The organism is Oribacterium sp. Sow4_G1_1 (assembly GCF_052116105.1).
Classification (GTDB): Bacteria; Bacillota; Clostridia; order Lachnospirales; family Lachnospiraceae; genus Oribacterium.
In genome coordinates this window covers 193,174-214,824 of sequence record NZ_JBQKLS010000002.1, presented here as the reverse complement: position 1 = coordinate 214,824, position 21,651 = coordinate 193,174, and the positions used below count along the sequence as shown (strand labels likewise).

Here is a 21,651-nt window from a genome sequence, read left to right as displayed (position 1 = left end):
CTGACGCTTCATGGTGTTTGTTCCTCTTAGATGTATTCCACCGCAATGTCCTCTCGGATGTTGAAATCCCGGATGTCAAGGTGCCGGCTTCTCACGTAGTCGCATAACCAATCGTCTGCCTCGTTGAAGTCTTCGAAGAATTTGAAATCCACCCATCCTTCAAGTCCCCGGTAGGCTCTCACCATGTAGAATTTATGTTCCTTCCGCTGCAGTTCCTTTTTCTCGGTATTCTTTCTCATGCTCTTTCCTCCTTGGCCGTATGGCTTTTCCTTTTGTTGTGTACATATTCGCTCTACCAGAGCTCTATATCCAGTTCATTCGAGCCCATATATGTACCAAAGATTCGGAGGACGCTTCGTGTACTTCTATTAATCTATGGCATCAAAAAAGCCATCCGTTTCCGGGTGGCTATTGATACGCTAATCTCTATTTTTCTTAAGGTACCCACTAGAAAGAAGATGGTCCAGCTCTTCGTCTTCTAGAACACTAAACGGATTTTCACGTCTGTCATCTTCCGTTCCGCTAAACGTCGGATTATACGTTCTAGGGTCAAACCCGAGCTTGTCGCAAATGGCTTTAATGCGCTCGTCCATATAAATACCTCATTCAACTCTTTGCTTAAATGAATAGTAGGTCTCATCAAATCATTTTGTCAAGGTGGTTCCTACGAGAAAAAGCCCTTTCGGGCTTCCCTCTTAGTTATAATCTTTCATGCAGATCATGATGGCAAGTTTCGTAGCTTCATCTTCCGGCTCAGTGGCCCAGGTGCCTTCGTTGTATTCAGCGGTGCATTCACCGTTTATCTTGATCTGGAGCTTCATGATCCGGCCTCCGTCAAGCCCGCGGGTTTTTGATGACCTCTTATTGTGTCTCACAATGTAATGGCAAATGCTCTGCTTTTCTCCTGTAACCGGGATTCCAATAACTCCTTTACTCCACATTTTTCTTTCCTCCTTCATGGGTTCTTTTTCTTTTGTGACTGTAGTATCGCTCTACACGGAGGATGTAGCAATACGATCAGTACACAAGATGTACGGCGTTTTCTTGTGTACATCTACCGCACACGGATGGCTTCACAAGTGACGTCTGAGGGCCCCCGTACCGTAGGTACAAAGGCCCTCAGACGTCCGTTTCTTTTCTCTTAGGCTCTTTCGACATCCATGATCCATCCGGCTTCCGGGTGTGCCTCGCCGGTTGCCTTCTCGATGATCATGGACTCTTCATCGATGTAGCAGAGGGCCTTTCCAACCTTGATGAATCGAACCTCTTCGTATCCCGGTATGCTCGTGCGGTAAACCTTCGCGTTCCGGCTTTCACCGTTGTAGCTCTTGCCATCCCAGCCGTTAAATGTGAATCTGACCGATTCCTTCGTCTTCGTGAAGGATTCTTCGAATTCCTTTCTTGTAATGCTTGTGTTGTAGTTTCCAAGGATAAAATGGTTTCTGATGAAGTATGGGTGCATGGTGTTTCCTCCGTTTGTTCTTTCCTTTTGTTACTGTATTAATCACTCTACGGGACATACATAGCAACCAATATGTGTTTCATATATGTAAAAAAAAACCGACGGAGATGTTGTGTGGATTTGACTCTGCATGGGAGGCTCACAAGACACACAAAAAAAAGGAGCCGTTCCATCACGACTTCGAAACATGCCCCTAACGAGGAACACGCCCTTTCGGGCGCTCCTCCGGTCTTTATTTGTATTCCTTCAAAAGGATAGAAAATGCAAGCGCGGTTTCCTCATCAACCGGCTCAATGTCCGGTCCCCGGTCATAGTTGTAGGCGATCTCGCCGTTTCTCTTCAGCATGAGTTTTGAAATCCTGCCGCCGTCAATGCCGTAGTCCCCGCTCGGCTCTTCGTAGTGCTTCACCCAGTAATGGAAAATGCTGTCTCCCACCTTAATGCTTCCTTCTGTCCACATGGCCCTGCCCTCCTTAGTTCAGCTTGAAAAGGTATCCATGTGCCTTTTCATACTCGTCGCTCATAAAGGCTTTGTGCTGGCTGTTGATCTCGATGAGTCCTGACAAGGTGCATCCGGCTTTCTGGAAAAGCCATGCAGTTTCAACTGCGCTGCTCCAGGTGGAGGAGAATGTGAAGGCTTCAATGCCGCATTCCTTCATGCAGGCTACCAGGTCTTCGACTGTGTCATCGCGGATGGTGTCGTTCAGGTCGAGGTACTCGTTGCCGCAGTCCTTGGCGGTTTCATAAGCGCTCCAGATGCGCTTCTCTGTGTTGCTTAAGCCATCAAGCTTTGCGGTTGCCTGCTTGTAAATGGCTCTTGCTGCATCCTGCTCAGCCTCGCTGGTAGCTGCGGCGTAAGCCTTCTTTGCTTCCTGGATTCCTCTGTAAGCTTCTTCAAAAATGTTCATCATGGTGTGTGCCTCCTTGTTTTCTTTTGGTAGTACATATATCACTCTGAAAGCACATAATAGCAAGCGAAGTAAGGACGATATCTGTACCAAAGATCGGGTACCATGTGGTGGAGAAAATTGTGTATATTACAGCTTTTTCACTCGGTCTACACCGTAGATTACATTGAGTCCGGAGCCATTATCCCAGTCCACCAGGAGGGAGCCAGTATCATCTACACCGATGACCGTTCCCAGTGTGCCGATGGGCGGTGCCTGAGCATCGTCCATCTTTACAAGCTCCACTCTGGTTCCGATGGGATAGCGGAGGCGCAGGCGTTCAACCTGCGCTCTGTTAGCGAGCTTCATTTCTCTCCTTCTTCATCCCGTTCTTGAACGCGGCGGAACCCGAAAGGTTCTTCATGAGGATCTTACGGATCTTCTTTGTGTCATCTCCGATCATGCCGAGCCGAAGAAGGAAGCAGCGGAATTCGTACTTCTCATTTGTGATCGGCTTCTCCTTTGCAGAAATCCGTTTCCGGTCGATCGCCATCTCACCGATGGCCCGCACGAAGGCCATGTAAGCTTCGGTCTCATCCGCGGTTCCGAGCCGGAACCAAGGGAAGATCACCTGCTCGTCCGTCACCTTAAGCGGAAGCTCGTCTACCTGGAAGGCGCGCTTCATGAGCGTGCCCTTTCCTGAAATAAGGTCCTTCAGGTTTTGAATGGCGGCCTCGCTAAAGCGAGCTCTTGGAAGGCTGATGCATAAGGTATGTTCTTCCGAATCCGCCGGTCCCGAAATGGCAGTTTCTTCAAGATGCTCGCCGGTTTCTTCTGGGCGGGATGCCGGCTCCGGAAGGTTAAGCTCATCGGCATGAAAGCCTGCTTCCTGAAGATTCGCGATCAGGGTTCTCGTTTCTTCGAGCAGCTCCTCTCCCACGTCTTCAAAGGAAAGGGCGCCGTCCTTTGAAACCGTATAGCTTCCAACTTTAAAAGCGCAGCTCGGAACACCGAGGTACTTTGCACCAACTCCGAGATGCTCGCTTATAACCTTTACTAAAGCCTTCCGCTCCGGGCCTGTTACGTTAAAATGATATGTCATGGAAATGTCCTCCTCTTCTTTTGTATGGACATATTCGCTCTACAGCACATTTATATCCACTAAATTCTTCGGTGTAATACCACCAAAGATGACTGGAATACGCTGTACACTTTACGGTTCCTGCACGAGCCTTGCGGCCTCCTCGAAGGTAAGCTTCTGGCCGTCCCGGATAAGATAGACATCGTCTGCCTTTCCTTCCTTAAGCTCGATATAGCGCTTCACGATGACATCCACAAACTTTGGATCAAGTTCTACGCCGCGGCACACACGATCGGTCTCTTCACAGGCGACGAGCGTTGAGCCAGATCCTAAAAATGGATCAAGCACGATCCCGTTTGTCATCGATGAGTTCCGGATCGGGTACGCCATCAGCTGCACCGGCTTCATGGTCGGATGGTCCTTCGACGCCTTCGGACGATCATATTCCCAAATGGTCGTCTGCTTCCGATCGGAGTACCACTCATGCTTTCCGTTTGCCTTCCACCCGAAAAGGCATGGCTCATGCTGCCACTGGTACGGGCTCCGTCCAAGAACGAGGGCGTTCTTCTTCCAGATGCAGCATCCGGATAAATAGAAGCCGGCATCTTTAAATGCCTTACGGAAGTTAAGGCCCTCGGTATCCGCATGGAAAACATAGATGGAACCATCATCCGCAAGGTTCTCATGCATACGGGTATAAGCCGCAAGCAGGAACTTATAGAAATCCTGATCGGCCATGTTGTCATTCATGATCTTCCCGGCGGTCTCTTCGACGTCTACATTGTATGGAGGGTCCGTCACAATCACATTTGCCTTGACGCCTTCCATCAAAACTTTGTAGGTCTCCTCTCCGGTCGAGTCTCCGCAGATCACCCTGTGTCTTCCAAGATGCCAAAGGTCTCCAAGTTTTGAAATGGTCGGCTTTTTAAGTTCCGACTCCACATCAAACTCATCCTCGCTCACTTCCCTCGAAGCAACCTTATTAAAGAGCTGCTCCATCTCTGGCGGCTCAAATCCGGTCATCATCGGGCTAAGGCCGCTTGCTTCAATATCCTTTAAGAGCTCTGCAAGAAGCGCCTCATCCCATGCGCCCGTGATCTTATTGAGCGCGATGTTTAATGCCTTCTCTCTTGCCTTATCGATATCCACAACCGTACACGGTACTTCCGTATAGCCAAGTTCCATCGCGACCGTTAAGCGCTGGTGGCCACCGATGATCGTCATATCTTTATTGACGACGAGCGCATCTGCAAAGCCAAACTCCTCGATACTCTTTTTGATCTTCTCATACTCGCTATCCCCGGGCTTCAGTTTCTTTCTCGGGTTATAGGCTGCTGGCTTCAGATCCTGTACGGGAATCACTCGTAACTCTGGTGTCTTCATTTTTTAAATCCTCCTTCATCTTCTTTAGCTCTTTTCGCTCTTTTCGCTTTTTCCGTTTATCAAAGGCCCATCTACACTTTTCAGAGCAGAAGGTCCGGCGCCGCCCAGGCGATGCACGCGTATCCGCAATCGGTGCACCGCATTCTGGGCAGAACTTTTTCGAGCATGCTTTTAAAAATTCTTCGATGCCTTCCTGCATGTTTCCTCCATGAAATCTTTGAAATTCCGTATTTTTTGTCCACGAAATGAAATGAAACATTGTTTCAAAAGTGATCTCTGTATCCGGAAATTAATTCTTTTTCATCATCCACCATGGAAATCCTGCTCCCCATTTCGCGGACATAAAAAAGCCGTAGAACACGCGGGTTTCTGCGCACTTCTACGGTTTTATGGGTTATCATTTTGCAACCTAGGTATTTCGTGGACACCCCGGGCCTCGAATTTCGCGATTTTTTACGGAAAAGGGGGCACCGGTCTACGCAGATAAGCGTATAGGGATTAGGACCCGCCCCGGTTCCCGGGCTTTTTCCTATTTCGACCTGTCCACGAAATGGGGGGTCTATCGTTTTTTTCGCAAAATAATTCATTTTCAGTTAATAGTGGTACGTCGGTCTCGAGTCCTCTCGGCCAGTCTTCACATCATGGTGACGCTTACATAAAGGGCGCCAGTTGCTCCGGTCCCAGAAGAGCTTTGGATCACCGCGGTGTGGCACGATATGGTCTACGACCGTCGCTCGAACGTAGCGTCCTTCTTTAAGACACTCTACGCAGAGCGGATTCGCCTCGAGAAATGCTTTCGATGCCTTCTGCCACTGCCTGCCGTATCCACGCCTTGCTGCAGACCTTGACTCCTCCGGATGCATCACCTTATGCACCGCACAGTACTTCTCACCTGCTGGTACGAGCTCTGGGCATCCTGGATGCTTACAAGGGATCATTGATTTTACTGGCATGGTGTGCACCGCTTTCTTGTAAGCCGGAGAAATCCCTTCCGGGCGCCTTCCTCGTTTCCGCTTAAATACTGTCCCTTTAAAGTCCGGTACTGTTGCCTTGTAAACGTATGCTTATGGTTCTTTAATAAACGCATGAAATCGTCCTGCTCTTTCATATGACCTCCTAAAAAATAAGCACCAGAGGGGTTTGTCCTCTGGTGCTCTACTCTCATGCTCCCATCGTAGCAGCTCTTCACATCTAATGTGTCCACGAAATTATTCCTTCCCGAAGAGAAGCACCGTCAGGTGATGAAGCGCTTTTCCCTTCTTGTTGTAGGCACTCGACCGCTCGATATGGAAGTGCTCACAGATCTCGTACACGGCGCCTTCCGCATCCGGATCGTAGAAGGTCTCAAGCACATAGCGTTCATCATCACTAAGCTGCTGCCATGCTGGTACAAACCAGTTCATGTATTCCACCGCCTGGCGATACCGCTCCTTCAGGATATCGATCTCCTCGATCCCATTCACGATCCGATCTTCGCCGGCTTTCGGATTATGCATGTGCGGCATGCCATCCATGTTCGGGGAGGCGAGTCCCTCCATCTTTGACTGCTCCTGCTTGATTCTCGTATCGGTGCTCTCGATGATAAACTGCATGCTCCCATAGTCCTTCAGCGCTTCAATCGCAGCGTTTGTCTTATCTAAATATTTCCACAGGATACTCATACTCCTGCCTCCTTCCGTAATTTCTTGATTAAATACTCTCCGTCCACATCGGTTAAAACCTCGTACCACGAGGAGCGAAAGAATTTCTCGCACCGGACCATTTCTTCACTCACTTCAAACGTCCTCCGATACCTCCGAAGGGCTGCCTGGTAATCCCACACTGCCCGAAGAATGATGGCGTTTGCGAGGTTCTCGTATGGATCACCGTGTACTTCCTTTTTTCGATTACTCATTCTCTACCCTCTGTAATATTTGCTTTCACTGCAGCAATTAGTTTCTCCTGCGTCAGATCCTTTTCGTCTAAGGCCTTCATCACTTCTTCATCCACCGTACCTTTCGTGATGATGTGATGGATGCTCACGACCTCTTTCTGTCCCTGGCGATCAAGACGATGATTCGTCTGCTGGTACATCTCTAAGGACCAGATCATCGAATACCAGATGAGGATGTGGCCACCTTCCTGAAGGTTTAATCCGTGACCTGCCGAAGCCGGAGAAATGAGACCGACTTCGATGTCTCCCTTATTCCAGTCCTCGATATCCTTTGAGGTCTTAAGATCCCTTGGGTGATACCCATCATCCGTTAGCCGCTTCATGATTCTTTCATGATCATGCTTAAACCAATACGCGACGAGGACCGGCTTCCCATTTGCCTGCTCTACGAGGTCGGATAACATGTCGAGCTTCTTCTCATGGATATTCATGATCTTTCCGTCATCGGAATAGATTGCTCCACTCGCAAGCTGCAGTAACTTCCCGGACAGGACCGCTGCATTCGAAGCCGTAATCTCCTCACCCTTCACCGTGGTGACGAGCTCTTCCCTAAGCTTTTCGTACACACTTTTCTCCACCTTATCCATCGTGACCTCATGCTTTACCATCACAGCCTCTGGCATGTGGAGGTAATCTTTCGCCTTCATCGAGATCGTAATATCCGAAATCCGGTCGTAGATTTCTTCCTCGGCGCCAGGCCGTAAGCTGTAGCTATAGACGATCCCGGTATATGGATTCATGCGATCCGGGGTAAAGTACGTCGCTCGGTAGTTTCCGATGAATCGTCCGAGACGCTTTCCACCATCCACCGCAGCGACCTCCGCCCAGAGGTCCATAAGACCATTAGATGCAGGGGTTCCGGTAAGGCCGACGATCCGCTTAATATATGGTCTCACTCTTCGAAGTGCTTTAAACCGGAGACTCTTCGCATTCTTAAACGAGGAAAGCTCATCTAAGATCACCATATCGAAAGGCCATTTCTTACGGTGCGATTCTAAGTAATCCACAAGCCACTTTAGGTTTTCCCGATTGATGGTGTAGATATCTGCATTTCTCTGAAGGGCCGCTTCCCGCTCTTTACTTGTTCCGATCAGCACCGATACCCGAAGGCCGGAGACTTCTTCCCACTTTCGTACCTCGGCTGGCCAGGTGTCTCTTGCGACTCGGAGGGGAGCTACGACAAGCACTTTCGTGATTGAAAACTCCCGGTACATGAGTTCCTTGATGGCCATCAAACAGATGCTTGTTTTCCCGAGTCCCATGTCGAGAAATAAGAGTGCGATCAAATGCGTTTTAATGAACTCGATCGCATACGCTTGATAGCTATGGGGCGTATATTTCATTCCATCTCCTCCTGTATCTTTCTAAGCTTTCGCTTCGTTTCCTTTAGCTCTTCCTCTGTCTCATCGATTTGACTTTCTAGGTCCTTCACATATTCCTGCAAGGATTCGATCTCCTCGTCATATTCCTCCTGCATCCGGAGGACGCCGGATAAGACCTCTTCGCCCATGTAGATACCTATGAGCTCTAAGAGGTCCTCCTCCCGGATGATCGTATGGAGGCTTCCATCCTTTAGTCTCATGACGTGCCCTCTCATTCTGCCCTCCTTATCTCCGCTAAGATTTCTTCGATTTTCTCTGGATCATCAAGGACAAAAACCGGAAAGCCTAAGGCCTTAAGCCTTTGATGCTGCCGTACCTGAAGCGGCCGTGGCTTCTTCTTCGGTGCCTTCACTTCGATGAATCCCATCCTTCCGCCTGGAAGAAGGGCGATCCGGTCTGGCATCCCATTTGTCCCAGGGGACACGAACTTAGGACACATACCGCCTACTTTCTTTACTGCCTGAACGAGCGCTTGCTCGACATCTTTCTCTCGCATATTCCCTCTCTTTTCCATCACGCATTTATAGCGGGTGTGAAGGTCATGAAACTCTCCCCATAAACTCTCTTATAGCTATTTTTTAAGGCCAATTTTCCCCTATAGGAAAGTTATAGAAATGACATTCATGACCTTCACACCTTGGCTATAAGTGCAGATCGTGTAAGCCGTTCCTGTATGGATTACTCCATGAAATCGTTCTTCAGCTTAATCCCTCTTACAAAAACACCGTGCCGATTTCGATGACGGACAAACCCTGCCTGCGTGAGAACAGCATAGAACTCGCCCGTACTTCTCGTAAACTCACCCATCCTGTTGCAGTAGTTCCGATATTCCTGGTAGAGCTCCCCGGACTTCTCTTCGATGGATGGGTCATCGAGATGCACTTCACAGCAATCCATCAAAAACTGCTGGAACCAGTTATTCTGATCCCGATACTCAGAAATTGCCTGCTTCACACATGGCGGCTCTTCGATTTTATAGTTCTTCTCGATCACCTTCTTTGCGCCTTCGATGATCCACGTAAGGACTGCCGGCGCCGCCTTCTCATAAAGGACCGCAGCGAAGTTCTTCGTATCATCCCGCTTTTCGAACACTGCCTTAAACGGGATCACGATAAGTCGTCTCCAGGTACCTTCGTCCGTAGCGCCTACGCGCGGCAGGTGGTTGGTGTAGAGAATCACGGTATGTGATGGAGTGAAGAAAAATGGTGCCTTATACTTCTTTTCGGCAAAGATGTCATCCGTACTACAAAGCTGCTTTACCACGGAGGTATTAAGCCTCGTGCCTTCCTCAAGCTCTGCTGCGATGATGATTCTTTTACCGAATGTTTCTGCGAGCTCCGGCTTCACATTTCGCTTACAGCCTACGGTCAGGGTGTCCGCCGATAATCTGCCTGCATACGATCCAAGCACACGACTTACCGTGTTCCAGAACGTACTCTTTCCATTCCGTCCGCCACCATAGGCAATGATCAGCGCTTCCTGATACACCTTTCCGATCGCGGCAAGGCCGACCACCTGCTGCACATAATCGATAAGCTCCTGATCCCCAAGGAAGGTCTTCTCTAAGGTTTCTCTCCAAAGCTCCGCGCCCTCATCTCCTGGATCAACATCCGTCACCTTCGTAATGTGATCCTCTGCTGCATGCTCCCGACGTCCCGCGATACCCTCTCGAAGATCGTAGGTGGCACTCGGAGTGTTTAAGAGAAACTCATTCGAGTCGAGTGCGCTTAAGTCAATCGTGACGAATGGCTTACAGGTATCCATGGCAGCCTTGATATACTTCCAGTTCCGGCGCTGCATGACAAACGCTTCGTAGTTCTTGGCAGAGAGGTAGTCCATATAGAGGCTCATCTGATCCTCTGAGACATCGCTCTCCTCTGCGCCCTTCGCCTTCTTCTTAGCTGCTTCCTTGCAGTCATCCGGATTCGTGCCTGCGTTTAGGAGTGCGTTCATCGTCTTAAACGAAAGGCGCTTTGCATCCGCAAGCTGCAGATCCGTAAACTCTACGGTTGCACCGAGGGCAGCTTCCTTCGACTCCCGCCAGCAGATACCGTCAAATCTCAGGTAGTCTGTGGCAGGATTAAACCGAAGCTCATCGCTATACTCCTTTGCCAGCGCTTTTGCCTGGCCGACATCCGAGTAATCCTCCGGCATTAGTGATCCAGCAGGGCCCTTTGGCATGGCGCCGTTATAGTTTTCTGGCGGAATGTACCCAGGCTGTGCAGCGACCTCTTTTGCAAACTTCGCTGCGCTATGCCAGATCGTATCGAGCTCTTCATCCGGAAGTGGCGGATCACACTTATTGGCTTCCTCGAGAAAGATATCTCTCGCTTCATCGTTATAGCCGAAGCGCTTCACTACCCTGCCGGCAAAGCGGCTCATGGTAGAGTTCCGGCTACCCTGGCGGATGATGCGCGTAACCGATAAGCGCTTCTTTTCGATGAATACATCAATCGGTGTGAAGCCATCATGCCAAAGGGCCTCTTTATTCTCGGTTCCATAAATGAAGCGGCCGGCGTCGAGTGCGTTTTTATCGAAGAACGGGTACTCCTCCTGGATCTGCTCCTTCATCTCCTTATAGCGATCAGCGTTATCGATCGGCGCGATCATGAAGTAGACATGGAACTTTGGGCGCGCTGCCTTTCCATCCTTTGGGATCATATGGTGACGACTAAAGGTCACCGCATACGGCACATCTTCGAACTCTTCCGCGAGTGCCTCCGGGGTGATCCAATCCTCCGGATCATCCAAATCATCGTTATCGCAGTCCATCACGATGGTGTCTGACGAAATGAAGTTCTTAATGCTACGCCGGTTACCGACGTACTCGGCACATACGTGATCTTTCTTCACGGCTTCAAGAAGATCGTCCTTTGAGTTCACGATCACCTTGTTTGGATACAGGGTGTTCTTCGCATCCCCGGTCACATTAGAAACATAGAGTGTCATTCCTCATCCTCCTTCTCGCATCCCTCGTACCAGTCACAGTTTTCCACCGTGTCCGCTGCCTTATCCATGAGCGTTCTAAAAGTAAACACGAGCGCGCAGATAAAGTTCGTGAGTGCATCATCGCCAGACATCACGATGTCGACACCATTGATGCGGCCCTTCGCATCCTTTGTAGGCTGTGCGTAAAAGTCCGATGCGTACTCGTTTCCGATATGGATATATGTGCGACCTCCCTCCTTACGCTCACCGCCTAAGAAGCCAGTGGTTCCAACCTCCACGTTCATTGCGGAGCACTCCCCGAAAATCTTCTTTGCCTCTACGTCCACAACCACACCATTGATTCTTACTTTCTTATCCATACTTCCTCCTTGAGAAGTTTCTTCTCCTCTGAAAAATGCTTCACCGTTAAGTTTCTCTTTCTTGCTAAGTCGAGCTCCTCCTGCATCCCGCTCGTGATGTTTTCCCCAAACACCCAGAGCTCCTTGCAGTGCTTAAGGATCACAAGATCCATATGCATCGCTAGCTCTCGCTCCGTCCGCTCATTCATAAACTGCGGATACATGAGATGCGGGGTAAGCGGAATGTACCCTTCATCCACCGCAAACCGGCTGTAGGCTCTCGCCCGCTCTAAATTCTTCTCTTTGTCCCCTGAAAATGGTGAGCAGATATAGACGAGCGGTCGAAAGCCGAAGGTCGATGCATGCCGGATCGCTTCCGATGCGGTCGGGTCATAATAGCCTTCGATGTTTCGATTCTTTTTCTCCTCCATGCGTTTTCTCCTTTCTCGAAAGGCTTTCCTGCCCTTCTACATAGAAGCCGACACAATTCAGGTGTTTTTGTTTCGAGAATTGAAAATTTTTTGATTTTTTATGCGTGACTCGTTTTGCTAAATTTTCCGACAGGTACACGTTCGGACCTTTTTCGATTGCATTTAATAGGAAGCTAAAAATTTTTTTTGATTTTTTAAACAAAAACAGCCGATTTGTGTCGGCTACTTAGTGAAGGCGATAAACGATCATGAGAAAGAGGTAACGAAATGAAAAACACGAGAAGCCCGTAGAACAGAGAGACTGAGCATGACTATTAAGAAAGGAGAACAAATGAGTAAAACAGAAAATGCTATCCTCGCGGATAGTTTAAGAAAGATTGCTACTGCCCTTACAGCGATCGCAGATGTTTTAGATGCGCCGGCTAAGGGAAGTGCGAAGAAAGGAAAGAAGGTAGAGGCGCTAGAGGATACAGCACCTACCGAGGAAGCATCCGCTCCGCTTCCGGACACTAAGGAAGTCCCGGAGGAAGCCGCCATAGAGGAGGCGCAGGCTGCAGTTCCTACCTATACAAAGGAAGAGGTCCGGAAGATTCTCGCTGCGAAGGCTGGTGAGAACTTAGGCCCAGCGGTAAAGGCGATCATCAAGAAGCATGGTGCTGACAACTTAACCGGGCTCGACCCGAAGGAATATGCTGCGGTCGTTAAGGAAGTGGAGGCACTCCATGCCTAACGTACATGCTTTCCTCTCCGCATCGAGTGCGGCTCGCTGGACCAACTGTCCACCCTCCGCGAAGCTCTGTGCTACGATGCCGGATAGCTCAAGCCCCTACGCGCAGCAGGGAACCGATGCACATAGTCTCTGTGAGCATCTTCTTTTAAAGGCGCTGCACCGTCCGACGAAAGATCCTACCGAGGACCTTCAGTTCTATGACGATGAGATGCAGTCCGCTGCAGAGGGATACCGGGATTTCTGCTTAGAGCAGATCGAAGACGCGAAAGATGGAGATGAGGCACCCTTCGTTTCTGTCGAGCAGCGGCTTAATTTCTCCCGGTGGGTCCCGGATGGCTTTGGCACCGGTGACTGTGTGATCGTAGGTTCCTGCCTTCACATCGTCGATTTTAAATACGGCGTCGGCGTCCTCGTAAGTGCAGAGAAGAATCCGCAGCTCATGTGTTATGCGCTCGGTGCGTATGACGCCTTCGAAGCCCTGTATCCGATCGAGCGCGTGAAGCTTAGCATCTACCAGCCGCGGCGTGAACATGTCGACACCTATGAGATGCCGATAAGTGAACTCCTCTCCTGGGCGGAAAACATCCTCGCGCCTGCTGCCGTACTTGCGAAAGAAGGCCGCGGAGAATTTAAGGCAGGAAGCCACTGCCAGTTCTGTAAGGTGAAGGCCAACTGCCGTGAACGGGCCCGCTACAATATGGAGCTCGCGAAATACGACTTCATGAATCCAGATCTTCTGAGCACGGAAGACATCGCGGAAATCCTCCCGCAGATTGATTCCCTGGTATCCTGGGCATCCGACGTGAAAGACTTCGCGCTCGAGCATGCGTTAAGTGGTACACACTACGCGGGCTTTAAGCTCGTAGAGGGCCGGAGCACTCGGAAGTACACAGATGATCAGGCCGTGATCGAAGCGGTTGAGAAGGCCGGCTTTGATCCATACGAAAAGAAGCTTAAAGGCGTCACCGCGATGACCTCCGAGCTTGGTAAGAAGAAGTTTAATGAACTCTTAGGTGGTCTTATTTGTAAGCCACCTGGAAAACCCGTCCTCGTTCCTGAAAGCGATAAACGTAAAGAACTTACGACGAATGATTTTATGACAGCCGATGAAGGCTAAAGAAAAGGAGAATATCTATGAGTACAAAAGTAATTACTGGAAAGAACACCCGCTTCAGCTACCTCCATGTAACGGAGCCAAAGGCAATCAATGACAGCACCCCGAAGTATTCCGTTTCACTGATCGTTCCAAAGTCCGACAAGGTGACGGTCGAGAAGCTTAAGAAGGCGATCGATGAGGCGTACATGGAGGGCGAGTCAAAGCTTCGCGGCAATGCAAAGTCCGTGCCTCCTCTTAAGGCCATCAAGACCCCGCTTCGCGATGGCGATCTCGAGCGCCCGGATGATCCAGTCTACCAGAATGCCTACTTCCTGAACGCAAACAGCACAACGAAGCCTGGCGTGGTAGACGGAAACAACCAGCCGATCCTCGATGCCTCTGAGCTTTACTCCGGAATCTATGGCAGAGCATCCATCTCGTTCTACGCATTCAACACGAACGGCAACCGCGGTATCGCCTGTGGCCTTAACGCCCTCCAGAAGCTTCGTGACGGCGATCCTCTTGGCGCTCACATCGATGCGGAGACGGAGTTCGCTGGCCTCGATGATTCTGACGACGACTTCCTCGCGTAATCATACCTTTCCTTCCATCAGGGCGGCAGGAGGAAACTCCTGCTGTCCTACATTTTTAAGGAGCATTTATGGAACAAATCAAAACGTTATCGATCGACCTTGAGACGAGAAGCGCCTGCGATCTTAAGAAAACGGGTGCCTACCGCTATAGTGAAGACGAAAGCTTCCGCATTCTCCTCTTCGGTGTCAGCATCAATGGTGCGTCGCCGGTCGTCTATGATCTTTCATCCGGTGAGCATCTTCCGGACGATCTCCTGCATGCCCTGGTAGACGATAAGGTCATCAAGTGGGCATTCAATGCGTCCTTCGAGCGAGTTTGTATCTCGAGGTGGCTTAAGAAAAACTATCCGGAGATTTTCCGAGGGTATGGAGATAAGGATACGGTCCTTCACGATTACCTGAATCCGGCATCCTGGCGCTGCTCTCTCGTACTCTCTGCCTATAATGGTCTCCCGCTTTCCCTCGAGATGGCGGGTGCTGTACTTGGCTTTGATAAGCAGAAGTTAAAAGAGGGACACGACCTTATCCGGTACTTCTGTAAGCCAGATAAAGATGGATACTTTCATACGCCGGAGGATGATCCAGCTAAATGGGCGCTCTTTAAATCGTATAACCTTCGAGATGTAGAAGTAGAACTCAAGATTCATGAGCGCCTTAAAAACTACAGTGTCCAAGATTCCGTCTGGGAGGAATACGCCGTAGATCAGGCCATCAATGATCGCGGCATCATGATCGATGAGAAGCTCGTAAAGAACGGAATCGCCATTGACAAAATGGCAAAGGATCAGCTCATGATCTCTATGCAGAATCTGACTGGGCTCGATAATCCGAACAGCGGCGTACAGTTGAAAGGCTGGCTCGATGAACAGGGGCATCCCATGGATTCACTCGGTAAAAAGGAAGTGATGGCTGCGATCCCGGATGCGCCAGAAAAGATCGGAGAAGTACTCTCCCTTCGCCTTCAGGCTGCAAAGAGCTCGGTAAAGAAGTACCAGGCGATGGAGGACACCGTCTGTAAGGATGGGCGCTGCCATGGCATGTTCTTCTTTTATGGGGCAAACCGGACTGGGCGCTGGTGCCTTACGGGGGATCACGAAGTCCTGACACGGGATGGATGGGTCCGTCTTGATGAGTGGCAAGGTGGCGCCATCGCTTGCTGGAATGCATCCAGTGAAGCGGCTTCCTTCCAGGTATCGGAAGCACTACAGTTCCCGTACATCGGCCCCATGTACACCTATACCGATGCCCGCATTGACCAGTGCTCCACTCCGGATCACAAGATGCGTGCGAAGAGAAGGTACACGGCGGAATGGTCAGACATGACCGTTGAAGAAATGGCGCTGTGCCGGCCATCCATTCCAATCACGGGATATCACTACCACACCCATTCAAAGAACCAAATCTGGCTACGCGTACTCATCATGACGCAAGCTGACGGATACTATACGGCAGATGGTCAGATCAAGTATCACTTCAAGAAGCTCCGGAAGGTGGAGCGCTGCAAGCACCTCCTCCGGCAGGCTGAGATCAGTTTCCTTTGCAAGCAGCATGGAGATGCCTTTATCATCACCATTCCAACTCGGTCGGTTCCTTTATGGCTTCGAGAATTCCGGTCCAAAACATTCGGCTACTGGCTCTTTGAAGAGAACCCTGACGTCATTTTTGATGAGCTGCCGCATTGGGACGGATACCACGCTGGACCAAACAGCATTCAGTATTCGACCGTCAACAAGCAGAATGCGGATATACTGCAGGGGCTTGCCCACATGTCTGGGCGCTGCGCAGTGCTAAAGAAAAAGCATCACGCGAATCCAAAGTGGCAGGATAACTACATCCTTGACATCTGGATGGAGCCTACAAACGCACACGAAATAAGAGTGAAGCCAGTCATCACGAACTTTTCTGGCACCGTCTACTGTGCATCTACTCCGACCGGATATTTTCTGGTACGGAGAAACGGACGAGTATGGGTTACCGGGAACTCAGGGCGCAATATTCAATTGCAAAATCTACCCCAGAATCATATGCCTGATCTGGAAGAAGCCCGCACCCTTGTGAAACAAGGGAACTACGATCTTCTCTCTACACTCTACGACAATATCCCAAACGTCCTGTCTGAGCTTATCCGTACAGCTTTCATCCCGCGGCCCGGGTACAAGTTTATCGTGAGCGACTACAGCAGTATCGAAGCCAGGGTCCTTGCGTACCTCTCGAATGAAACGCACGTGATGAAATCGTTCCAGGAAGGGAAAGATCTTTACTGTGCGACCGCTTCTGCCATGTTCGGAGTTCCGGTCGTAAAGCACGGCGTGAATGGTGAATTAAGGCAGAAAGGTAAGATCGCGACACTCGCCTGCATTGCAGCCGGCCAGCTCGTGCTTACAGATCACGGCCTTGTTCCTATCGAAAATGTGACTATGGAAATGAAGGTCTGGGACGGAGAAAACTATGTATCCCATGAAGGCGTTATTTATAAAGGTGAGAAGGAGGTTATAACCTACGATGGACTTACAGCAACAAAAGACCATCTCGTGTTCACAGAAGCACGAAGCGATCCCATCCCCTTTGCCATGGCCAAAAGGTGCGGTGAGAAGCTAAGGAAAACCGGAGATGCTAAGATGTGTGAAAATCAAGCGGAACCGTCACTTCCGAGCACACCTCCGGTCTATGACATACGAAATGCCGGCCCGCATCACCGTTTTACCGTATCGGGCGTCCTCGTCCACAACTGCGGATATGGCGGCTCGGTCGGTGCCTTAAAGGCGATGGGGGCTCTCGACATGGGTCTTAAGGAAGAGGAGCTTCAGTCCATCGTCGATCGATGGCGCGATGCAAATCCTCACATTGTCGCCTTCTGGTGGGCGGTCGATCGCGCCGTAAAAGATGTCGTGAAGTACCGGACAACTACCACGGTTGGATGCCTTAAGTTCTACTGGAAGTCTGGAATGCTCATGATCGATCTTCCATCCGGCCGGCGCCTATCTTATGTGAAGCCTGCGATCGGTGAGAACAAATTCGGTGGTGAGTCCGTCACCTACATGGGGATCGATGCGAAGAAGAAATGGTCCCGTCTTGAAAGCTATGGTCCCAAGTTTGTAGAGAATATCACCCAGGCGATTGCTCGTGACGTCTTATGCTATGCGATGCGGAACCTACGCGATCTCTCGATCGTAGGGCATGTCCATGATGAGCTCATCATCGAAGTCCCGGAAAGCACAGACCTTAAAACCGTCTGCGATATCATGGGAAAGACACCACCCTGGGCGCCGGGCCTCCTGCTCCGTGCAGACGGGTACGAATGTGCATTTTATAAGAAGGATTAAGGAAAGCGGCACCGGATCACCAGTGCACATAAAAAGGAGGCCTTTCGCGGTCTCCTTTTACACCAATACTGAATATGAATGATTTACTCTTGATAAATTCTGTACCCAGTGATCGTTGCAGAACTATAGTCTTCATCATCAAGCTGTCTCATCATTTCCTGGCCAACTGGATAACTCTCCTTCCAGTCGAGATACTCTTCATATGCATCTTCTTCTGTTTCAAAGCTCTCTTCTTCTAGCTCAACACTACCATCGCTAAAAAGAACTTCAAGCCTATACATTTTCTTACTCATTTGTCATTCCTCCTACTATTTAAAAAGTATAGCTACTTTTGTATCCTGATCTTTATTCGACTCATCCGGATGAGTTTTATCGTATTCTTTAATCCCTTCGATAAGCTCCTTTTTAGCGTCTTCAATTTCTTCTGGCGTATACTTATTATTAAAGAGCTTATGCACTAGCTTATCGCCATACGGTCTTATTACTGCTCCGACTAAGAAGCTCATTGCAGAAGCCCCTGCCACTATTGGAAGCATTGACTTTCTTCCTTTTATGACCCCACTATTAATTAATTTCTCCACTAATACTTCTGGCCCACCATTTAATTTGGCCATATGCGATAGTATTGCGTAATTCCAATGTATCTTACCCATATCATATCTCCTCCCGATTCCGTCTAATTATGGCTATGGATCTATTCAGTGCTTCAATTTGTGCCGTCTCATCCTTAATCTCAGACTCTAGCTGCGTAATTGTGGTTCGTTTCTTTTGTATATTCTTTTCAAGAGCCACAATGTTATTCTCTAACTTAGTAATTATTGACTGCGGATTTACTTTTGCATTCTCTGCCTCAACATGCTCTATAAAAGCTTTGCTTAGTAATCCTCCAGCAGCCAATGGAAGTCCTAGTAGTGGTAACGGTAAGCCAGCAATCAAACCACTTATCGCAATAGCCGCATACTTAGGCGTATTTTTTAAAAACTGATTCAGTTCCTCTTCTGTGACCGTATTGCCGCCTTTTCTAGATTCCTGCGTTGCCTTTAATTTACCATCCCGAATCCACCTTCGAACAGTTTCTGGATTCGTTTTCAATAGCTCTGCTATTTCCTTTACCGAATATGTCTTCATATCATCCTCTCTTTTAATACTACATTAGCGCATTTTTGTAGCATTATCAATAAATATTTAGTAGCATTAATATAGCCTTAAAAATCGATCTTTCTTATATTGAGAGCATCAGATCAAGTTCTAAAAGCGGCACCGGATCACCAGTGCCGCTTTTTACTAGTTATTGTTATAATTGATGACCGTCTCTCTGATCCGGCGCATGTCAGTGCCGATGGTATTCGAGTTCAGATGAAGCATCTGTCCGATCTCATCATTGGTATAGCCCGCAAGTTTAAGCCGACAAATGTCTGCGAGCTTCGGCGCCTTCTTTGCGAGCATGTCAAGAATCTCATCATACTCGGCCTTGCCGAGCGCGTCCTGGCTCGTCCGATCCTCACCCGTCACCTCATCGAGCTCTTCGATATAGGTCACCTGCTGAGGAGCCATAGCGGTACCATTCATGTATGGACACCGTCCCTCAGCCTGGGCCTTCCTGCAGGACGACTCTCTACACATGATGAGTCCACCACGCTTTCCTGGAACCTGGCACTTTCCAGCGCGTTCATCTCGCTTATCCGCTGCCTTCTCTGATAAAAGCATCGCGTGGTACATCGCCTCTGGTACTGGAACCAGGTATGACTTACGGCTACTTCTTCCAACCAAACGGTTTACAATTAGCTCTCGATCATACTCGCTCGCGGCCGGATCATTTTCGTCATCAACCTCCATCGGGTAAAGAACGTAACCCTCCGGCGCCTGAAACTCCTTCTCTCCTTCCTCATTAGTGATGATGGTGACTGTGATGACTGTGGCCTGCTGGTAGAACTTAACTTCCTTCTTCATTTCTCTCTCGCTTTCAAAAATGAAGCGGAGAGCCCATGACGAACGAATGCAAAACCAGCGAAAAGCAGTGCGCACTAATTCATCCGAACAAGAGCTTTTATGCCCCGCTTCGGTTTGTTAGTGGCTGCCTTTCGCTGGAAGCCAGATACCTATTCAGTTGTCGCCTTCGCAGTCGGCTACGAAAATCCCTTCATGATCACTCGGGAAGTCGAGGCTCTGGCGGGAGCAGTTTTACGTCATGCTCCGGGACATGGTTTATGACAGCAAATCCTCCATAAGAGAACTTCTGTTGTAATCAGTCTATATTTCGTAGTAAGATATATTCAAATATTGAATAAACATGCTTATTTGATATATTTTTTCCAAAGGAGAATATGCGTATGCCAAATTTTGATAGGGCAATTCTGATTCAGAATATTAATAAGCTCATGGATTCCAAGAAGATGACGCAGAAGCAATTAGGTGATGTTCTTCATATGTCTCAGCCTAATGTTTGCAAAGCCCTGAATCCAAAAGAGAAAAAATGCTTTACTCTTGAGCAAGTCGTAAATATTGCCGCATATTTTCATGTCAGTATTGACAGTCTAATAGCAGGAGACGGTGGGCATTCTTCCATCAAATTAACGCCGAGGAGCATTGCTAGATTCATAGTCAATCTAGTAGAACACCAATACGCCAAGGTCGAGCGTGTAGAAGTTGAGGAAGAGATGTTTAAGCCGTTTATTGACCATGAGGGCATTCCAGATTTTCATCACAAAAAGGCAATCAATAATTATGCTGCATTTTATCTCCCCAGCTATACTCAGATTGAGGATTATGACGATGTCCCAGAAGAAGCCATTGGTTCCATCTATAACATGTTTGAAATGGCTGGAAACGATACAGCAATGCGTCCAGTGAATTCATTTCTGAAAGATTATCTTCGTGTTCGAAAACTATATTTAGAGCACAAACTACCAGAGGATACCTATACAGAAATCATTAACAACTTTCTTAACAAACTCTACGACAAATAAATCCTTACATTGATTCCACTGCCTGCAAATAAATCTGCACTTCATTTTTCACCATTTCTCTTCTTACAGCATTTATTGAATCGCATACGCAAGATAAATGCCACCGACCTATCGATCGCTATCACTGTCTACAGAGAGGGGATTTGCCACTTAAACTGGGACACAAATTTTCTGCAAAAAAAAGCCGGACACGAAGGTCCGGTATGAGATACTCTCTACCAAACCTTCGTGCCCGGCCTTGCTCGCTACTCCGCCTATCCCGCGTGTGCGGCTATTTGCTCGGTGCATTTAATTTTTCTATTCATGATGCTGACTGCCATCACAGCTTTACATCGTGGGCATTTTGTAGTGATGATCCCTTTCGTCATTGGATCAAAATCAAACAACCTTTGTCCACATCTGCATCTAACTACAATCTCTTCTGATTCTGCCATATAAGCCTTCCTTTCTGCCTTCCAATGTTCCGCTGAAAAGGTAGACTTTATGACACACTACAATAATCGGAAATGCGACGACTCTTTAAACGACCACTTTTCATATTCGACTCTGCCCTCCCAAAAGGCTCTGTTCTAACCAATAATCAGAAACATACGTTTGCTCTTGTGATTAAAAATATACCCCGGCTTAACCGGGGTGTCAATAGCGTTTTATAAAACATTCGTTCTTTTTTACATTCTGTTTTTACAGTAGCTCGCTGTCTCCAAAAGGATCATCATCGCCTAAGAAGTCATCATCCATATCCTCGTCTTCGTCCTCATCTTCGGCGTCATAGTCTGAAAGGTCAAACGTTCTTTCCTCTGGCTTCTTCCGATATGTATCGTACTCCTCTACATAATCATCATTGTCATCATCATGATGCCTTGCCTCATACGCAAGTCTGGTCATAAATTCAAGTTCCGGAATATCCAATTTGCCGTTATTGTTGAAATCAAAAGGGTTCTTCATAGTGTTCACCTCCATGCAATTATGTTGTAGCATGGCGAGCATACATATTTTTGTACATCAAAGCGTGTATACAATAATCAAAGTTCTTTGATTCCGATTTCCGAGAATACCTCTGTGACCGCATCGAGCTCCTCTTCCTTCGGTATGAATAA

At 48.6% G+C, this 21,651-nt stretch carries 28 protein-coding genes; 5 read left to right on the top strand and 23 right to left on the bottom strand.

Translation table 11 applies throughout. The features are described from left to right. Positions 1-26 precede the first annotated feature (26 nt). From ACTQ52_RS02445 to ACTQ52_RS02365, 17 genes are all read right to left on the bottom strand, one after another. A complete protein-coding gene (locus tag ACTQ52_RS02445) occupies positions 27-239 on the bottom strand; it encodes a hypothetical protein (protein WP_441981683.1) in 213 nt (70 codons plus the stop codon). A gap of 456 nt (positions 240-695) precedes the next feature. Next, entirely contained in the window at positions 696-959 is a 264-nt protein-coding gene (locus tag ACTQ52_RS02440; protein WP_441981682.1) for a DUF7678 domain-containing protein, read from the bottom strand. A gap of 182 nt (positions 960-1,141) precedes the next feature. Next, the gene (locus tag ACTQ52_RS02435) at positions 1,142-1,462 is read right to left on the bottom strand and encodes a hypothetical protein (RefSeq protein ID WP_441981681.1); all 321 of its coding nucleotides are present in this window, start codon (positions 1,460-1,462) and stop codon (positions 1,142-1,144) included. Between the two features lie 232 nt (positions 1,463-1,694). Then, positions 1,695-1,922 carry a DUF7678 domain-containing protein gene (locus tag ACTQ52_RS02430; RefSeq protein WP_441981680.1) on the bottom strand — a complete coding sequence of 76 codons (228 nt, stop codon included), beginning with the start codon at positions 1,920-1,922 and terminating at the stop codon, positions 1,695-1,697. A gap of 13 nt (positions 1,923-1,935) precedes the next feature. Further along, complete coding sequence (locus ACTQ52_RS02425) at positions 1,936-2,373, bottom strand: DUF7698 family protein (RefSeq protein ID WP_441981679.1); 438 nt, start codon at positions 2,371-2,373, stop codon at positions 1,936-1,938. Positions 2,374-2,499: 126 nt separating this feature from the next. Beyond that, the gene (locus tag ACTQ52_RS02420; RefSeq protein ID WP_441981678.1) at positions 2,500-2,718 is read right to left on the bottom strand and encodes a DUF4314 domain-containing protein; all 219 of its coding nucleotides are present in this window, start codon (positions 2,716-2,718) and stop codon (positions 2,500-2,502) included. After that, positions 2,705-3,451, bottom strand: coding sequence for a virulence protein (locus ACTQ52_RS02415; protein ID WP_441981677.1), 747 nt, complete (start codon positions 3,449-3,451; stop codon positions 2,705-2,707). The genes ACTQ52_RS02420 and ACTQ52_RS02415 overlap by 14 nt, the downstream gene beginning before the upstream one ends. Before the next feature lie 111 nt (positions 3,452-3,562). Beyond that, positions 3,563-4,813, bottom strand: a complete 1,251-nt coding sequence (locus tag ACTQ52_RS02410) for a site-specific DNA-methyltransferase (RefSeq protein WP_441981676.1) — start codon at positions 4,811-4,813, stop codon at positions 3,563-3,565. A gap of 593 nt (positions 4,814-5,406) precedes the next feature. Then, entirely contained in the window at positions 5,407-5,766 is a 360-nt protein-coding gene (locus ACTQ52_RS02405; protein WP_441981675.1) for an HNH endonuclease, read from the bottom strand. 255 nt (positions 5,767-6,021) lie between these two features. After that, the gene (locus ACTQ52_RS02400) at positions 6,022-6,474 is read right to left on the bottom strand and encodes a hypothetical protein (protein WP_441981674.1); all 453 of its coding nucleotides are present in this window, start codon (positions 6,472-6,474) and stop codon (positions 6,022-6,024) included. Continuing rightward, entirely contained in the window at positions 6,471-6,707 is a 237-nt protein-coding gene (locus tag ACTQ52_RS02395; protein ID WP_441981673.1) for a hypothetical protein, read from the bottom strand. The genes ACTQ52_RS02400 and ACTQ52_RS02395 overlap by 4 nt, the downstream gene beginning before the upstream one ends. Continuing rightward, positions 6,704-8,089, bottom strand: coding sequence for an SNF2-related protein (locus ACTQ52_RS02390; RefSeq protein ID WP_441981672.1), 1,386 nt, complete (start codon positions 8,087-8,089; stop codon positions 6,704-6,706). Before ACTQ52_RS02390 ends, ACTQ52_RS02395 begins: the two co-directional genes overlap by 4 nt. Continuing rightward, the gene (locus tag ACTQ52_RS02385) at positions 8,086-8,328 is read right to left on the bottom strand and encodes a hypothetical protein (RefSeq protein ID WP_441981671.1); all 243 of its coding nucleotides are present in this window, start codon (positions 8,326-8,328) and stop codon (positions 8,086-8,088) included. Before ACTQ52_RS02385 ends, ACTQ52_RS02390 begins: the two co-directional genes overlap by 4 nt. Before the next feature lie 11 nt (positions 8,329-8,339). Continuing rightward, on the bottom strand, positions 8,340-8,624 hold the full coding sequence (locus ACTQ52_RS02380; RefSeq protein WP_441981670.1) for a VRR-NUC domain-containing protein: 285 nt from the start codon (positions 8,622-8,624) through the stop codon (positions 8,340-8,342). 182 nt (positions 8,625-8,806) lie between these two features. Beyond that, a complete protein-coding gene (locus ACTQ52_RS02375; protein ID WP_441981669.1) occupies positions 8,807-11,077 on the bottom strand; it encodes a phage/plasmid primase, P4 family in 2,271 nt (756 codons plus the stop codon). Beyond that, entirely contained in the window at positions 11,074-11,436 is a 363-nt protein-coding gene (locus ACTQ52_RS02370; protein WP_441981668.1) for a hypothetical protein, read from the bottom strand. The genes ACTQ52_RS02375 and ACTQ52_RS02370 overlap by 4 nt, the downstream gene beginning before the upstream one ends. Next, a complete protein-coding gene (locus ACTQ52_RS02365) occupies positions 11,421-11,846 on the bottom strand; it encodes a DUF7768 domain-containing protein (RefSeq protein ID WP_441981667.1) in 426 nt (141 codons plus the stop codon). Before ACTQ52_RS02365 ends, ACTQ52_RS02370 begins: the two co-directional genes overlap by 16 nt. Before the next feature lie 331 nt (positions 11,847-12,177). On the opposite strand from ACTQ52_RS02365, the gene ACTQ52_RS02360 reads away from it, so the two are divergent. The 4 genes from ACTQ52_RS02360 to ACTQ52_RS02345 all read left to right on the top strand — a co-directional run bounded on the left by ACTQ52_RS02360 (position 12,178) and on the right by ACTQ52_RS02345 (position 17,588). Continuing rightward, a complete protein-coding gene (locus ACTQ52_RS02360; RefSeq protein WP_441981666.1) occupies positions 12,178-12,576 on the top strand; it encodes a hypothetical protein in 399 nt (132 codons plus the stop codon). Then, the gene (locus ACTQ52_RS02355) at positions 12,569-13,693 is read left to right on the top strand and encodes a DUF2800 domain-containing protein (protein ID WP_441981665.1); all 1,125 of its coding nucleotides are present in this window, start codon (positions 12,569-12,571) and stop codon (positions 13,691-13,693) included. Before ACTQ52_RS02360 ends, ACTQ52_RS02355 begins: the two co-directional genes overlap by 8 nt. A gap of 17 nt (positions 13,694-13,710) precedes the next feature. Continuing rightward, on the top strand, positions 13,711-14,265 hold the full coding sequence (locus tag ACTQ52_RS02350; protein ID WP_441981664.1) for a DUF2815 family protein: 555 nt from the start codon (positions 13,711-13,713) through the stop codon (positions 14,263-14,265). A gap of 68 nt (positions 14,266-14,333) precedes the next feature. Continuing rightward, the gene (locus tag ACTQ52_RS02345) at positions 14,334-17,588 is read left to right on the top strand and encodes a DNA polymerase (RefSeq protein WP_441981663.1); all 3,255 of its coding nucleotides are present in this window, start codon (positions 14,334-14,336) and stop codon (positions 17,586-17,588) included. Between the two features lie 83 nt (positions 17,589-17,671). Here the strand turns inward: ACTQ52_RS02345 and ACTQ52_RS02340 are convergent, their stop codons facing one another. From ACTQ52_RS02340 to ACTQ52_RS02325, 4 genes are all read right to left on the bottom strand, one after another. After that, positions 17,672-17,881 carry a hypothetical protein gene (locus ACTQ52_RS02340; RefSeq protein WP_441981662.1) on the bottom strand — a complete coding sequence of 70 codons (210 nt, stop codon included), beginning with the start codon at positions 17,879-17,881 and terminating at the stop codon, positions 17,672-17,674. Between the two features lie 15 nt (positions 17,882-17,896). Then, positions 17,897-18,241 carry a hypothetical protein gene (locus ACTQ52_RS02335; RefSeq protein ID WP_441981661.1) on the bottom strand — a complete coding sequence of 115 codons (345 nt, stop codon included), beginning with the start codon at positions 18,239-18,241 and terminating at the stop codon, positions 17,897-17,899. A gap of 1 nt (position 18,242) precedes the next feature. After that, the gene (locus ACTQ52_RS02330; RefSeq protein ID WP_441981660.1) at positions 18,243-18,716 is read right to left on the bottom strand and encodes a helix-turn-helix domain-containing protein; all 474 of its coding nucleotides are present in this window, start codon (positions 18,714-18,716) and stop codon (positions 18,243-18,245) included. Between the two features lie 156 nt (positions 18,717-18,872). Next, complete coding sequence (locus tag ACTQ52_RS02325) at positions 18,873-19,538, bottom strand: helix-turn-helix transcriptional regulator (protein WP_441981659.1); 666 nt, start codon at positions 19,536-19,538, stop codon at positions 18,873-18,875. 380 nt (positions 19,539-19,918) lie between these two features. Here ACTQ52_RS02325 and ACTQ52_RS02320 point away from each other — a divergent pair, with 380 nt between their 5' ends. Continuing rightward, entirely contained in the window at positions 19,919-20,554 is a 636-nt protein-coding gene (locus ACTQ52_RS02320) for a hypothetical protein (RefSeq protein WP_441981658.1), read from the top strand. Between the two features lie 254 nt (positions 20,555-20,808). Here ACTQ52_RS02320 and ACTQ52_RS02315 read toward each other — a convergent pair whose 3' ends face one another. Further along, the gene (locus ACTQ52_RS02315) at positions 20,809-20,988 is read right to left on the bottom strand and encodes a hypothetical protein (RefSeq protein WP_441981657.1); all 180 of its coding nucleotides are present in this window, start codon (positions 20,986-20,988) and stop codon (positions 20,809-20,811) included. A 247-nt stretch (positions 20,989-21,235) separates the two neighbouring features. Further along, positions 21,236-21,499, bottom strand: coding sequence for a hypothetical protein (locus tag ACTQ52_RS02310; protein WP_441981656.1), 264 nt, complete (start codon positions 21,497-21,499; stop codon positions 21,236-21,238). Positions 21,500-21,651 lie beyond the last annotated feature (152 nt).